The following is a 14,311-nucleotide window of genomic DNA, read 5'->3' on the forward strand; positions in this document are numbered from 1 at the left end:
GTGATCGCCTGATGTGACGTCCGTGTCGTTGCGTTCAGCCGCGGCTGCCGAAGAGTGAGCGGCGCAGTCGCCGCAGCGGCGCGAAGAGCTTGACCCGCGCTCCGCGTCCCGTGCTGGAATGCGCGACGTCGCGTGAGGTCAGCTCACGCATCAGCGAGGTCGCCTCCGCCGACTCGCGCTGCGGGACGACAGGGCCGCCCAGCACCGAGAGATGACGGTCGAGACGCGAGCTGGTCGCACCGCTTCCGCAGGTAATGGCAGGCACTCGTGGCCTGCTGCGCACTGTTATCTGTTCCATGTCACTCCCCACCCGTACGAGGGCACCCGGCCCGGGGCACAGTAACCCTACAGTCCCCCGATGACACGCGTGTATCCCGGCCGCCGGATTCACCTTTCCCGTACGGGTGTTGACGGTAACTCCCCGAATTCATCCGATTCCAGGGCGAGTTGGACGGTAGAGGAGGCCCCGGAGGAAGAGGCCTCCTCTCTGACGACGTGCGGTCCGCGGGATCCCGGTCCTCCGGGGCTCAGTCCTCGGCGTTGAGTACGGGCAGGTAGCCGCCGGACTGGCCGGCCGCCGTGGGGTGGTAGGACTCGGTCAGGTTGAACAGGTTGACGCTGTGCAGCCAGCTGCTGCCGGAGCAGATCTCGTGCCCGGCGAAGGCCGACGTGACGCTGCCGAAGGCGAACCCGTGGTCGAGCGCACGCTTGGCGGTCACCGAGTTGAGGTGGTCGGAAGCGGCGTTGATGGCGCTGCGTTCGGTCTCGCTCAGTCCCGCGATGCAGCTGCCGTTCAGTTCGTAGAAGCGCGGATAGCCGAGCACCACGACATGTGCGGCGGGCGCCCGGGCGGTGATCGCCGAGTACACCTGGTCGAGCAGGCCGGGCAGGGTCGAGTCGATGTAGCTGTTGGCCGTGGCGAGGCGGGAGAGGCAGGAGGACTGGGACTGCAGCACACAGGTCGTCATGGTGTCCGCGAATCCGGCGTCGTTGCCGCCGATGGTGAGGGAGACGAGCCCGGTCGAGGTACCGAGCGAGGAGAGCTGGCCGGACAGAACATCACCCGTACGAGCACCCGAGCAGGCGGCGAAGTGGAACGACGAGGGTGAATGTGCGGCCGCCCAGAGCGCCGGGTAGGCGCGGGTGCTGCGCAGGCAGTTGCCGCTGGCACTGTCGTAGCTGCCGGAACCGACGCCCGAGGAGTACGAGTCGCCGAGGGCCACATAGCCGGTGGGCGTGGCCTGTTGGGCTGCCTGGGCCGCGTTCGCCCCGGTGAGGGCGAGTCCGACGGCGAGCAGGAGCGAGGATGAGAGTGTCGCGATTCGGGACAGTTTCATGGAACCTCCCTTAGCAGGATTTCCGCCTCAACTGTCGTACCAGGGAACAGATGCGACTGGAAGTGTTCATGCCAACTATTCAGTAACTTGACGGACTCACTACCATCCGGGGGGCGCCCGGCAGCTGACTGCGTGTCGCACAAAGCGCGTGCGTCTGCCGCCGCCGTGCCGGATCATGGGCGCCATGTCCGCAAACCCTGAGGCATCCCTGCCGATCCGGCTCAACGTCGACGACAGCGACTCGCCGTCCGATGTCGTCGACGCGCTGTTCCTGGGCCGCTTCGCGACGGGCGAGCAGCCGTATTCGCACAGCTCATCGCTGGACCGGGTGAAGAAGGGGCGCACCCTGCTGCCTTCGGACGCGACCGTGTTGCGCGCCGCCCGGGACGATGACCGCAGCGCGACGCTCGCCGAGGGCGAGGGCTGGACACTGCTCGTCTCCCGCTGGAACCGCGGCGCCGACGTCACGGTCACCGCGGTCAGCGAGGAGTTGGCGGCGCGGGTGCTGAAGCAGGCGACGGACGGTGCCCAGGACGAGCCCGAACCGCAGCCGGAGAACGTCACCATGGGGTTCTGGTACGTCTCACCGCGACGCGGCCCGCACCGCACCACCCGGCAGATCGCGGCCGGTACCTGGGACGAGGTGCGGACCAACTACACCGCGCCGGTGGCCGATGCGCTGGACGGCCTGATGAAGGTCACCCCCGACGACATCTCGGGCCGGCTCCTGCTGCTGCACGGGCCGCCCGGCACCGGGAAGACCTCCGCCCTGCGGACGCTGGCCCGCTCCTGGCGGGACTGGTGCCAGGTCGACTGCGTGCTCGATCCGGAGCGCCTGTTCAACGACGTGGGCTATCTGATGGACATCGCGATCGGCGAGGACGACGGCTCGGCGAAGGGCCGCTGGAGACTGCTGCTGCTCGAGGACTGCGACGAGCTGATCCGCGGCGAGGCCAAGCACACGGCGGGCCAGGCCCTGTCCCGTCTGCTGAACCTCACGGACGGCCTGCTCGGCCAGGGTCGCAACGTCCTGGTCGGCGTCACCACCAACGAGGACCTGGAGCGCCTGCACCCCGCAGTGGTCCGGCCGGGCCGCTGCCTGGCCCGCATCGAGGTCGGCGCGCTGACCCGCAAGGAGTCTGCGGCGTGGCTCGGCACGGACGAGGGCATCGGCCGGGACGGCACCACACTCGCGGAGCTGTACGCCCTGCGCCGGGGTGCGGGGCCGGCTGCGGTGCCGGCTCAGGAGCGGGGGGCGGACGCCGGGCTGTATTTGTGAACGGCCGGGGCGGACACGCGGAAAGGGCGGCGTACTACGCCGGGTAGGCCGCCCGCAGCGCCTCATCCACCGCAGCCCGTGCCACGTCCGCGCTCAACCCCAGCCGCACCGCCCGCTCCGCATAGACACGGGCGGCCTCGGCTGCCTCCCGCTGAGCCGCATCCCCGGCGGCGGCGACATACGTACCGTGGCGCCCCCGCGTCTCGATCACACCGTCCGTCTCCAGCGCCCGGTAGGCCTTGGCGACCGTGTTGGCCGCCAGGCCGAGCTCCTCGGCCAACCCGCGCACCGTGGGGAGCCGGTAGCCCACCGGAAGCCGCCCCGAGCGGGCCTGCTCGGCGATCTGGGTGCGCAACTGCTCGTACGGGGCGGTCCCGGAGGCCGTGTCCATGGCGATGTTCAGAGTCACCGGACGATTCTCCCCCATCACGGGTGCCCGCGGCGGAAAATGAGAGGCGACCACTCTGGCCGGCCCGTACTCTGCGCAGGTCGGCGTTGCCTACGAGACCACCGAGCCGGGACAGGCGTTCTGCAACAGAGCTGCTCGCCGCACGCGGGCAGCTGCCGTCCGCCTGAACAGGCAGGTCTCAGGCCATGGCCACCAGCACATACCGCTCATCGTCGACTTCCCGTCCCCACAGCGCCGGGTCGGCCGAGAGCAAGGTGTGATGGACCGATGAGGTGAGAGGGTCGAGGGCCGCCATCAGCTGGCCGGCGGACAGCCCGACGCCGCCCCAGACGCCTTCGACCAGCACCAGCCTGCCCCCGGGCTTGAGCAGCGAGCACCAGTGCTTGAGCGCCGCCTCGGGATCGGGCAGCAGCCACACCACATGGCGGGCCAGCACCACGTCGAACGTGCGCTCCCCGACCGGCGGCCGGGACGCCTCACCGACCAGCACCTCGGCGTCGACGCCGGCCAGTTTGGCCCGCGCCCGGTCGGCCATGCGCGGCGAGAGGTCCACAGCGGTCACCCGGTGGCCCTGTTCGGCCGCGAGCAGGGCGAGGCTTCCGGTGCCGCAGCCGACGTCGAGCACATCGGCCGGCGCGTCGGGCAGCCAGCTCCTCAGGCGGGCCTCCCAGGCTTTCCGCACCCCGGCGTCCCGCAGTCCGTGGTCGGCCTCTTCGTCGAAAGTGCCGGCAGCGGCATCCCAGTCGATCGTCATGCTCCGATGATCTCAGTCACCACTGACAATCGAGTTGATTGGCCCGTCGGCGGAGGGCGGCGCGTCAGCCCGTGAGCCGCTTCCGGTAGTGCAGCCGGTCGTAGGGCCCGTCCGCTCGCCGCTCCATCAGCTCGTAGCCGTACCGCGTGTAGAGCTTCTGGTTCTCCCACATCAGCGCGTTGGTGTAGAGGCGGATCTCGCCGAGTCCGCGTTCCGCCGCGTACGTCTCGACGAAGCGGAGCAGCCGGCGGCCGATGCCCGTGCCGTGCGCGTCCGGGTGGACCGCGATCGATTCCAGGAAGAGATGGTCGGCCTCGGGGACGAGGACCAGGACTCCCACCACCGGCGTCCCGGTGACGAACACCCGTCCTGCGGCCACATTCGCGGCGTGGTCCGCCTCCACCGGCACCGGGACGACGCCGATCCGCTCGATGTACCGGTGGTACGCGGCCTCGGTCACGGCCCGCACCGCCGGGGTGTCATCGGCCACGGCGGGCCGGATCTCATCACTCATGCGGACACGCTACGACCGGTCCGGCCGGCTCGGTGCGCGGCGGCCCTCCCGAGGGGGCCGGCCGCGCTGCCGGCCGGTCTCGCCGGCGTCCCCGCTCAGCCGACGGCCGAGGCGCACGTCGTGCGGGTCGAGTGGGCCGGGTCGAGGGAGTTGGCGACCTCGTGGTAGGCGATCCGGTCGGTGAGGCCGATGGCGCCGTGCTCGGACAGGTCGAGCGCGCACTTGTCCTGGACCAGCACGTTGGTGACGTCGGGGCCCTTCAGGAACTGCGACTTGTAGGGGGTCACCACCTCGTCGTACTTGGTGGCGATGACCGTGTACCGCACTCCGGGGACGGTGTCGCCGCCCGCGTTCAGCTTGGTGAGGAAGGGTGAGCCCACGATCTGGTCGCTGAGTCCCGGTGCGCCCTTCCGGAGGATGTCCGTCGCGGCGGGGAAGTACTTCAGCAGTTTGGTGAGACCCGACAGGTCGGTGCCGTGGTTGTCGGGTGCGAGGCCGGTCAGGGAGTTCACCTTGGCGGCCCCGCCGAGGAACTTGAGGTAGTAGTTCGGCATCATGCCGCCCTGCGAGTGGCCGACGATGTCCGTCTTCGAGGTGCCGGTCGCCCGGAGCACCTTGTCGACGAAGACGGAGAGCTGCCCGGCCGACGCGTCGATCGGGCCGAGCCCGTCGAAGAGTGTCTCGCCCGGGAGCTGACCGTAGTCGAGGGAGTAGACGCAGTACCCGCGGTTGACCAGGTACGGGGCGAGGGCGAGGAAGTTGTCGATCGCGTTGCCGAAGGTTCCGGGGACGAGGACCACGGGTCGCGGGTGGGCCGCGGACGGCTTGCAGGAGTAGTTGTTCCATCCGCGGCTGGGAGCGGACGACGCGTGGGCCGTGGTGGCGGCCGGGATCAGGGTGGCCGCTGCGGTCAGCAGCAGGGCGGGGAGCGTCCTGAGAGTACGTTTCCAGGGCAGCATCGAGTGTTCTCCTTGCGGCTCAAGGGAGTTGCGATGACTGTTCGCCCTGTGGTCCGGACCACAAGAAGGTTCTTCATCGCTCAAATTACGCGCCAGTAAGGTAGCGGGGGAAGTTACGCGTCGGTAAAGATCTGATGGGGGATCAGGAGTCGATCTTCGCCGGTCACCGGGGTTCTACGCGGCAAGCGCGCCGGGCAGGATCGCCCGGGGGCCGAATTTGGCCCGCGCCCGGTCCGCCACCGCCTCGATCCTGCGCGCCTTCTCGTCCGCCGGGTCGAACGTCAGCTGGTGCGCGGAGTGCTCCACCGGGGTCAGCCCTTCGGCGCGCAGCCCGAGCCCCCGGACCCTGGCCCGCTGCAGCCCGAGGGATTCGTGGATCGCGTACGCCGTCGCGGTGAGCGCCGCCGAGTGCGCGGTCGGCTCGCGCAGGGTACGGGTCCGGGTGGTGGTGGACCGGTCGGCGTACCGCACGGTGAGCGTCAGCGAGCGGCACACCTGGCCGTCGTCACGCATCCGGGCCCCCAGTTCACCGGCGAGCGAGAGCAGGGCTCGGCGGTGCCTTTCGCGGTCCAGTTCGTCCCGGGGGAAGGCGCGTTCGGCCGCGACCGAGCGGGCCGCCGCGTTCGGTACGACCTGGGTACGGTCGATGCCGCGGGCCCGTTCCTGGAGCTCACGTCCGGCGCGCGCGCCGAGGATCCGCTGGAGCGTGGCCGGCGGCGCTTCGGCGATCCTGCCGATGGAGTCGAGCCCGTACGAGCAGAGGGTGCCGGCCAGCTTCGGCCCGACCCCGTACAGCGCGCCGGCCGGCCGGTCCGCGAGGAAGGCCACCGCGTCAGCCGCCACCAGGGTCGTCCCCGGCCGGGCCTCCCGGGCGGCCATCCGGGCCAGCAGCGGGTTGGGGCCCACCCCGATCGTGCAGTCGAGGCCGTGGTGGGCGAGCGCCCGCACCCGCAGCAGGGCGGCGATCTCGGGGGCGCTCCGCCCGAAATACCGCTGGGCGCCGCGCACGTCGATGAGCGCGGCGTCGGGCGGGAACGCCTGGACGACCGGGGTGAGGTCCTCGATCAGGCCGAGCGGCAGGGCTTCGGGCGTGAACCGTACGTAGAGGATCATCCCGCGCTCCCCGGGCTGGAGTGCCAGAGCTTGCGCCCGGTGGCGACCTGGTCGCCGGCGGGTTTGAGATCCGCCCAGGGGTGCATCTCATAGCCGGTGGGCAGCTGGATACGGCGGTCGGCGCCGGACCCCGCTTCTTCCCCGGCCCCGGGCTCGCGCTCGGACCCGGGCTCGGCCCCCGGCCCGGGCTCCGCCTCGGGCACCGCAGGCGCGGCCAGCGCGGCGGCGACCGCCTCGAGCCCGCCGGTACGCCGCAGTTCCACCAGATCGGCCAGATTCCAGGCCGCTGAACCGACCACACTGAGGCTGCGCGGCCCGCGCCGTTGCACCACCCCGCGCACCAGCAGCAGCCAGGAGTGGAAGACGGTGTGCGCGCAGGCGGCGTGACTGTCGTCGAAGAACGCCAGGTCGACCAGGCCCGTACCGTCGTCCAGGGTGGTGAAGATGACCCGGCGCCCCGACCGTACGGGCGGCGTCTGGGTGGCGGCCTTGGCGCCCGCGACCAGGACGCTCTGTCCGTGCTCGGCGGACCGCAACCGCTGGGCGGAGAGCGCGCCCAGCTCCTTCAGGAAGGCGTAGTGGTCCTCCATCAGATGACGCGAGGAGTCCATGCCGAGGACACCCAGCTCGGCGCTGAGGCGTTCCTCGTCGTTGAGATCGGGCAGGCCGGCCGATGCCACCTGCTGCCCCGGATCCTGCTGCGCCTCGCCGATGTCGAGCTGACCACTGTGCGCGGAGCCCCGCCGCCCCGCGTGCAGTTCGGAGAGATGCAGCAGCAGATCACGGCGGTTCGCGCCGAACGCGTCCAGCGCGCCGACCTGAGCGAGCCGTTGGGCGACCGGCTTCCCCGGCCGGGCGCGCTGCCAGAAGTCCAGCAGCGAGGAGTAGGGCTGCCCGGCCACGATCCGGGCGGACTCGGCCTCGCTGATGCCATGGACGTCGGACAGCGCAAGCCGGATACCGAAGGTACTGGATGTGCTGGATGTGCTGGATACGCCGGAAGCACTGGATGCACTGGATGTGCCAGACACCAGTTCGATATGGTGAGCGACCGCAGACCGGTTCACATCCAGTGGCAGCACCGGCACCCCGCGCCGTCGCGCGTCCGCCAGCAGCAGCCGCTTCGGATACATCCCGGGGTCATGGGTGAGCAATCCGGCATAGAAAGCCGCGGGGTGATGCGCCTTCAGCCAGGCGGACTGGTACGTCGGCACGGCGAAGGCCACCGCGTGCGCCTTGCAGAAGCCGTACGCACCGAAGGCCTCGACGATCTCCCAGGTGCGGGCGATCACCTCGGCCCGGTAACCCCGCTGTTCGGCCAGCTCCGCGAACCAGGCACGGATCTGTCCCTGCAACTCGGGTTCCGACAGCAGCCGGCGCACCCGGTCCGCCTCGTCCCGGCCGCAGCCCGTCATGATCCGCAGGATCTCGATGATCTGCTCATGGAAGACGACCACCCCGTAGGTCTCGCTCAGCGCCCCGGCCAGATCGGGATGCGGATAGCGCACGGGCGCGCGACCGTGCCTGGCCTCGATGAAGGGGCGGACCATGTCGGCGGCGACCGGCCCCGGCCGGAAGAGCGAGATGTCGACGACCAGATCGTGGAAGCCGGCGGGCTGCAACCGCCCCACCAGATCGCGCTGACCCGGCGATTCGATCTGGAAGCAGCCCAGCGTCTCGGCCGAACGGATGAGCCGGTACGTCGCCGGATCGCCGGCCGGCACCTGCTTCGGGTCGTCCAGGTCGAGGCGCTCCCCCGTCGCCCGGCCGATCTCGGCGACCGCGTGCGCCATCGCGGACTGCATCCGCACCCCCAGCACGTCGAGCTTGAGCAGCCCGAGGTCCTCCACGTCGTCCTTGTCGAACTGGGACATCGGAAAGCCCTCGCCGCTGGTCGGCATCACCGGCGTGCGGCGCAGCAGGGAGGCATCGGAGAGCAGCACCCCGCACGGGTGCATGGCGATCCCCCGCGGCAGTGCGTCCAGCGCCTCGACCAGCTCCCACAGCCGCCCGTACTTCTCCTTGTCGGCCGCCACGGCGCGCAGTTCGGGCAGTTCGTCCATGGCGGCGCGGGCGTCGCGAGCCCGGATGTGCGGGAAGGCCTTGGCCAGCCGGTCGGTCTCGGCCGGGTCCAGGGACAGGGCCGCGCCCACGTCCCGGATCGCATGACGCACCCGGTAGGTCTCGGGCATGGCGACGGTGGCGACCCGTTCGGTGCCGAAGCGGCCGATGATCGCGCGGTAGACCTCCAGCCGGCGGGCCGACTCGACGTCGATGTCGATGTCGGGCAGCGCGGTCCGGCGCTTGGACAGAAAGCGTTCCATCAGCAGCCCGTGCTCGACCGGGTCGGCGTTGCTGATGCCCAGCAGATGGTTGACGAGGGAACCGGCCCCGGAGCCGCGGGCCGCGACCCGGATGCCCATCTCCTTCACGTCGCGCACCACTTGGGCGACGGTCAGGAAGTACGAGGCGTGCCCGTGGAAGGCGATGATGTCCAGCTCGTGATGCATCCGCTCCCAGTAGTCGCGGCGCCCGTCATAGCCGCGCAGCACCATACCGGCGGCGCTGCGGGAGGCGAGGACGCGCTGCGCGGTGCGGCGCGCGGCGCCGACCAGGTGCGGCTCGGGGAAGTGGACGGTGCCCATGCCGAGGTCGTCCTCGGGATCGACGACGCAGGAGGCGGCCAGCGCCTGGGTCTCGTCCAGCAGTCGGTAGGCGGTGTCCCGGCGGAAGCCTGCCGCTTCGACGATCCGCTCGGCGCCGCGAAGCATCTCGCCGGCCCCCTTGAGCCAGCGCTCGCCGCTGTCGAGCCCCTTGCGCGGATCGACCGGCACCAGCCTGCGCGCGGCATCGAGGACGTCGGCGACGGGGCCCTGGCCGGGGTCGGCGTAACGGACGGCATTGCTCAGCACGGGGCGCACGCCCTGCTCCGCGGCGAAGCCGACCGTGCGAGCGGCGAGCCTGAGCGATCCCGCGCCGGTGCCCTTCAGACCATGGTGGACGGCTTCGAGGCGCAGGGCGTCGCCGTAGATCTCCCGCCAGGGGGCGAGCAGGCCGGCGGCCCGGTCGGGGCGGCCCGCGGCGAGCGCCCTGCCGACCTCGGAGTCCGGGCCGAGCAGCACGGCAAGACCTTCGCCGTGGTTTCCCGCCCAGGGCAGCAGGGGCCGGCCCGTACCGGCGTGCGAGGCGGTGACCAGTCGGCACAGGCCGGCCCAGCCCGCCGCCCCGTCACGGGCGAGGAAGGTCGCACGGGGCGCCGACTCGTCGACGAACATCCCCCCGCGCACCGGGGCGCGCGTCCGGTGGGTGGGCCCCTCCTCGCGGACCCGACCGCCGATCGCGAGCTCTGCCCCGAACAACGGCCGCACCCCCGCCCGGGCGCACGCCTTGGCGAAACGGACGGTGCCCGCGAGGGTGTCCCGGTCGGTCAGGGCGATGGCGTCCATGCCCCGCTCGGCGGCACGCTCGGCGAGCCGTTCCGGGTGCGAGGCCCCGTACCGCAGGGAGAAGCCGGAAACGGTGTGCAGATGCGTGAAACCGGACATCCGCCACACCTCCTGATCCAGTGATTCGAGCCTCCCCGGCCACCGGCCGGAGGGACCCCCAGCCTCCTTCTTCTCCACCATAGACCAAGTTTCGAACGTGCGTACGATTCACTGGGCGCGCCTCGGCCCTTCAGCCATTCGGGCGCTCCCCACCTGCGGAAATACCCGTTCCCCCGGACCCTGGGCCCATGACTTTTCTCGACGAGATGAAGACCGCTGTCACCCCGCGGGCCGCACTGCTCGTCGTCGGCGTGCTGGTGCTGCAGTGGTTGTTCATCGCGTCCTATGTGGGGGCGCTGCACAGCCCCGCACCGAAGGACGTCCCCTTCGGTGTCGTCGCGCCCGCGCAGGCCGCGCCGCGGCTCGTCGGCAGACTCGACGCGCTCCCCGGCGGGCCGCTGGACCCGCGTACGGTCGCCGGCGCGGCCGAGGCCCGCCGACAGGTCATGAACCGCGATCTCGGCGGCGCCCTGATCGTCGACGCCCGCGGCCGCAAGGACACCCTGCTGGTCGCGTCGGGCGGGGGGACCGTACTGTCGTCGGCGCTCACCACACTCATCGACCGGGCGGAGAAGGGGCAGCAGCGCACCGTACGCGTGGTGGATGTGGCGCCGGCGTCCGCGCAGGACTTCGACGGGCTCTCCGCGTTCTACCTGGTCGTCGGCTGGTGCGTCGGCGGTTACCTCTGCGCCTCGATCCTGGCGATCAGCGCGGGTTCCCGCGCCGCCAACGGCCCCCGCGCGGTGATCAGGCTCGCCAGTATGGCGCTCTACTCGATCGCGGGCGGGCTCGGTGGCGCGGTCATCGTCGGACCACTGCTCGGCGCCCTGCCCGGCAGTGTCCTGGGGCTGTGGGGGCTCGGCGCCCTGGTCGTCTTCTCGGTGGGAGCGATCACGCTCGCCCTGCAGGCGCTCACCGGCATCGTGGGGATCGGCCTGGCCGTCCTGCTGGTGGTGATCGGGGGCAATCCGAGTGCCGGCGGCGCCTTCCCGCTGCAGATGCTGCCACCGTTCTGGCGGGCCATCGGCCCCTGGCTGCCGCCGGGCGCGGGCACCTGGGTGGCACGCTCCATCGCGTACTTCGACGGCAACGCCGTCATCGGGCCGCTGCTGGTGCTCTCCGGATGGGCCGTGGTGGGCACGGTGATCACCCTCGCGATGTCCACCGTCCGCAGACGTCCGGCGCCGGCTGTCTGAGGCACGCCGAGCATGGGCCCGGCCCGCCGCAAGGACGGGCCGGGCCGGGATCGCGCGGGAATAATCAGCCGATCGACGCGCCGAAGGCGGCCAGCGCGGCGGGCACCGGCTGGAAGAACGTCTCACCGCCGGCCGAGCAGTCGCCGCTGCCCCCCGAGGTCAGACCGATCGCGGTGTCGCCCGCGAAGAGCGCACCGCCGCTGTCGCCGGGCTCGGCGCAGACGTCGGTCTGGATGAGCCCGTTGACGACATCGCCGTTGCCGTAGTTGACGGTGGCGTCGAGCCCGGTGACCTTACCGCCGTGCACGTGGGTGGTGGAACCGCTGCGCTGCACGGCCATCCCGACGGTCGCGTCGCCGGCCTTGGTGATCGGCTGGGTGCTGCCGTTGTAGAGGTCGACCTCACTCGGGTGCGGGGTGTCCGAGGTGTACTTCACCAGGCCGTAGTCGTGGCCGGGGAAGTCGGAGGCCGCGTTGGTGCCGATCTGGGAGCCGCCCTGCGTGTCGGACCAACTGGTGACGGCTTCGGTGCAGTGCCCGGCGGTGATGAAGTACGGCTGGCCGTCCTTGACCACATTGAAGCCGAGCGAACAGCGCGCGTTCGAACCCCAGATGGCGTCGCCGCCCGCGATGAGGGGCTTGAACTCTCCGGAGCTCTTCTTGAGTTCGGCCGTGGAGCCGAGTCCCTTGACGATTCCGTCCAGCTTGCCGAGTTCCGCGCCGGAGACGGTGCGGTCCGCGGTGACGACCATCTTGTTGCTCACCGGGTCCACCGCCCATGAGGTGCCGGGCAACGATGCCTTGGCGACCAGGGTCCTACGGGCGCTCTTCAGCTCGGCGAGGGTGTTGTCGACGATTCTCGCCCTGCCCCCCGCCTTGCGTACGTCCTGGGCTGCCGCCTCGTCGACGACGTTCATCACCAGGTGCTTGCTCTTGGCGTCGTAGTACGAACCGGCCGTGTCGGCGCCCAGTCGGTGGGTCAGCGTCGCTGCCAGGTTCCCGGCCGCGGTCACGGACAGCGTCCTGGCGAGAGGCGTGGGGGTCCCCTCGCTGGCGCTGGCCGTCTGGAAGGTGACACCCGCGGCGATCAGCGCCGCAGCGCCGCCCGTCGCGATGGCCACCCGGCGCTTGGGTATGCGTCGGTGCTTCAACTGTCGACCTCCTGTGGGGGCCGCATCCGGTCAGTGGGGTGTCCGGACACGGAGGATGGTTGAGCCGCCCACTATCCCGACAGGCACAGCTCGCACACAAGGTCGACTTCAGGACGCGCACATGACAGCAACAAACCGACCGCATGGCGTTCACGAATGGGCAGGCGCCACCGGCTCCGCCACGGAAGCCGCAGGATCCGGCCCCGCCACCGGTTCGACTGCCGGCTCCGCCGGCCGGGGCGCCGGCTCGGTAGCCGTCCCCGCTTGCTGAGGTGGCGTCGCCCGCTCCAGGAAGCGCAGCAGTTCGACCGGGAAGGGCAGCACCAGCGTGGAGTTCTTCTCGGCTGCCACCGCGACGACGGTCTGCAGCAGCCGCAGTTGCAGAGCGGCCGGCTGGTCCGACATGACGCCGGCCGCCTCGGCCAGCTTCTTCGACGCCTGCAGTTCGGCGTCCGCGTTGATCACCCGGGCCCGCCGCTCCCGGTCCGCCTCGGCCTGCCGGGCCATCGACCGCTTCATCGTCTCCGGCAGCGACACGTCCTTGATCTCCACCCGGTCGATCTGCACGCCCCATCCCACGGCCGGGCTGTCGATCATCAATTCCAGGCCCTGATTGAGCTTTTCCCGGTTGGAGAGAAGATCATCGAGATCGCTCTTACCGATGATCGAACGCAGCGAGGTCTGCGCCATCTGGGACACCGCGAAACGGTAGTCCTCGACCTCCACGAGAGCATGGGCCGCGTCGATCACCTTGAAATAGATCACCGCGTCCACCCGGACAGTGACATTGTCCCGGGTGATACCGTCCTGCGCGGGCACCGGCATCGTGACGATCTGCAAGTTCACCTTGTGCAGCCGGTCGACGAAGGGCACCACCATGGTGAAACCCGGACCACGCACCGCATCCGTCAGCCGTCCCAGCCGGAAGACCACACCGCGCTCGTACTGTTTGACGACCCGGGCCCCCGCCATCAGATAGACGGCGCCGACAGCCACCACCGCAGCACCGGCCGACATCAGTTCCTCGACCATCACGGCCCCCAGGGTCCGAATTGGACGTGCCTTTCGACGGTAACCCCGCTTTCCCGCCAAAGGGAGTCCCGGACATGACCCTCCATGGGTAATCATCGATGCGAAGGGGGATGCCAGTGCACACGACGCATGCATACAGCGCGGGGGGGCCGGGGTTGCGTGGACGGGTGCGCGCGACGGACGGCCGGCACCTGACCGTGGAGCGTCTCGGCGATCCGCACGGCAGGCCGGTGTTTCTGCTGCACGGCACACCGGGCAGCAGACTCGGGCCCGCACCACGCGGCATGGTCCTCTATCAGCGCAGAATGCAGCTCATCGCCTTCGACCGGCCCGGCTACGGGGGCAGCGACCGGCTGCCCGGGCGCAACGTCGCCGCCGTCGCCCAGGACGTCAGGGACATCGCCGACGCGCTCGGCCTCGAGAAGTTCGCGGTGGCCGGCCGCTCCGGCGGCGCCCCGCACGCGCTCGCCTGCGCGGCGTTGCTGCCCGAGCGGGTGACCAGAGCCGCGGCCCTGGTGACGCTGGCCCCCCGGGACGCGGACGGGCTGGACTGGTTCGAGGGCATGGCCGCGTCCAACGTCAGGGAGTACACCAGCGCGTCCGAGGATCCCGCCGGCCTCGCGGCCCGGCTCATCCCGCGCTCGGCGGAGATCAGGAAGAACCCGGTCCGGCTGCTCGACCAGTTGTTCAGCGATCTCACCGACTCCGACCGCAGGGTCGTCAACGACGCCGGCGTACGGGCCATGCTGCTGCGCAACTACCAGGAGGCGCTGCGCACTTCACCGTACGGCTGGATCGACGACGCGCTGGCCTTCAGCCGCCCCTGGGGCTTCGACCCCGCCGACATCCGGGGTCCGATCCTGCTGTGGCACGGGGTGCAGGACGTCTTCTCGCCGGTCGGCCACTCGCGCTGGCTGGCCGGGCGCATCCCGGGCGCGACGGCCGTACTCGAACCGGCCGCCGCGCACTTCGACGCGCTGCACGCTCTCCCCCGCATCCTGAACTGGCTGCTGGACGACTGAG

General features: G+C 70.8%; 12 protein-coding genes and 1 pseudogene. 3 read left to right on the plus strand and 10 right to left on the minus strand.

Annotated features, from left to right (window positions below; all coding sequences use genetic code 11):
* Positions 1 to 34: 34 nt before the first annotated feature.
* Both AB0436_RS26085 and AB0436_RS26090 read right to left on the minus strand, forming a co-directional pair.
* Positions 35 to 298, minus strand: a complete 264-nt coding sequence (locus AB0436_RS26085) for a hypothetical protein (protein WP_328539596.1) — start codon at positions 296 to 298, stop codon at positions 35 to 37.
* Between the two features lie 229 nt (positions 299 to 527).
* Positions 528 to 1,337, minus strand: coding sequence for an SGNH/GDSL hydrolase family protein (locus AB0436_RS26090; RefSeq protein WP_366470367.1), 810 nt, complete (start codon positions 1,335 to 1,337; stop codon positions 528 to 530).
* A 184-nt stretch (positions 1,338 to 1,521) separates the two neighbouring features.
* On the opposite strand from AB0436_RS26090, the gene AB0436_RS26095 reads away from it, so the two are divergent.
* Entirely contained in the window at positions 1,522 to 2,616 is a 1,095-nt protein-coding gene (locus tag AB0436_RS26095; RefSeq protein WP_366470368.1) for a DUF5925 domain-containing protein, read from the plus strand.
* Positions 2,617 to 2,650: 34 nt separating this feature from the next.
* Here AB0436_RS26095 and AB0436_RS26100 read toward each other — a convergent pair whose 3' ends face one another.
* From AB0436_RS26100 to AB0436_RS26125, 6 genes and pseudogenes are all read right to left on the minus strand, one after another.
* On the minus strand, positions 2,651 to 3,025 hold the full coding sequence (locus tag AB0436_RS26100; protein ID WP_366470369.1) for a GntR family transcriptional regulator: 375 nt from the start codon (positions 3,023 to 3,025) through the stop codon (positions 2,651 to 2,653).
* Positions 3,026 to 3,206: 181 nt separating this feature from the next.
* A pseudogene (locus tag AB0436_RS26105) lies at positions 3,207 to 3,779 on the minus strand (class I SAM-dependent methyltransferase); the annotation flags it as partial.
* Positions 3,780 to 3,843: 64 nt separating this feature from the next.
* Positions 3,844 to 4,293 carry a GNAT family N-acetyltransferase gene (locus tag AB0436_RS26110; protein WP_366470370.1) on the minus strand — a complete coding sequence of 150 codons (450 nt, stop codon included), beginning with the start codon at positions 4,291 to 4,293 and terminating at the stop codon, positions 3,844 to 3,846.
* 95 nt (positions 4,294 to 4,388) lie between these two features.
* Positions 4,389 to 5,252 carry an alpha/beta fold hydrolase gene (locus AB0436_RS26115; RefSeq protein ID WP_366470371.1) on the minus strand — a complete coding sequence of 288 codons (864 nt, stop codon included), beginning with the start codon at positions 5,250 to 5,252 and terminating at the stop codon, positions 4,389 to 4,391.
* A gap of 174 nt (positions 5,253 to 5,426) precedes the next feature.
* Complete coding sequence (locus AB0436_RS26120; protein ID WP_366470372.1) at positions 5,427 to 6,365, minus strand: hypothetical protein; 939 nt, start codon at positions 6,363 to 6,365, stop codon at positions 5,427 to 5,429.
* Entirely contained in the window at positions 6,362 to 9,910 is a 3,549-nt protein-coding gene (locus tag AB0436_RS26125) for a DNA polymerase III subunit alpha (RefSeq protein WP_366470373.1), read from the minus strand. The genes AB0436_RS26120 and AB0436_RS26125 overlap by 4 nt, the downstream gene beginning before the upstream one ends.
* Positions 9,911 to 10,098: 188 nt before the next feature.
* On the opposite strand from AB0436_RS26125, the gene AB0436_RS26130 reads away from it, so the two are divergent.
* Positions 10,099 to 11,106, plus strand: coding sequence for a DUF3533 domain-containing protein (locus tag AB0436_RS26130; protein ID WP_366470374.1), 1,008 nt, complete (start codon positions 10,099 to 10,101; stop codon positions 11,104 to 11,106).
* Positions 11,107 to 11,170: 64 nt separating this feature from the next.
* Here the strand turns inward: AB0436_RS26130 and AB0436_RS26135 are convergent, their stop codons facing one another.
* Both AB0436_RS26135 and AB0436_RS26140 read right to left on the minus strand, forming a co-directional pair.
* Positions 11,171 to 12,256 carry a S1 family peptidase gene (locus AB0436_RS26135; protein ID WP_366470375.1) on the minus strand — a complete coding sequence of 362 codons (1,086 nt, stop codon included), beginning with the start codon at positions 12,254 to 12,256 and terminating at the stop codon, positions 11,171 to 11,173.
* Between the two features lie 150 nt (positions 12,257 to 12,406).
* On the minus strand, positions 12,407 to 13,288 hold the full coding sequence (locus AB0436_RS26140) for an SPFH domain-containing protein (protein WP_366470423.1): 882 nt from the start codon (positions 13,286 to 13,288) through the stop codon (positions 12,407 to 12,409).
* A 155-nt stretch (positions 13,289 to 13,443) separates the two neighbouring features.
* Here AB0436_RS26140 and AB0436_RS26145 point away from each other — a divergent pair, with 155 nt between their 5' ends.
* Positions 13,444 to 14,310 (plus strand): alpha/beta fold hydrolase, encoded by an 867-nt coding sequence (locus AB0436_RS26145; protein WP_366470424.1) that lies wholly within the window; start codon positions 13,444 to 13,446, stop codon positions 14,308 to 14,310.
* Position 14,311 lies beyond the last annotated feature (1 nt).

The sequence above is a fragment of the Streptomyces sp. NPDC051322 genome (assembly GCF_040689485.1).
In the GTDB taxonomy this organism is placed as follows: domain Bacteria; phylum Actinomycetota; class Actinomycetes; order Streptomycetales; family Streptomycetaceae; genus Streptomyces.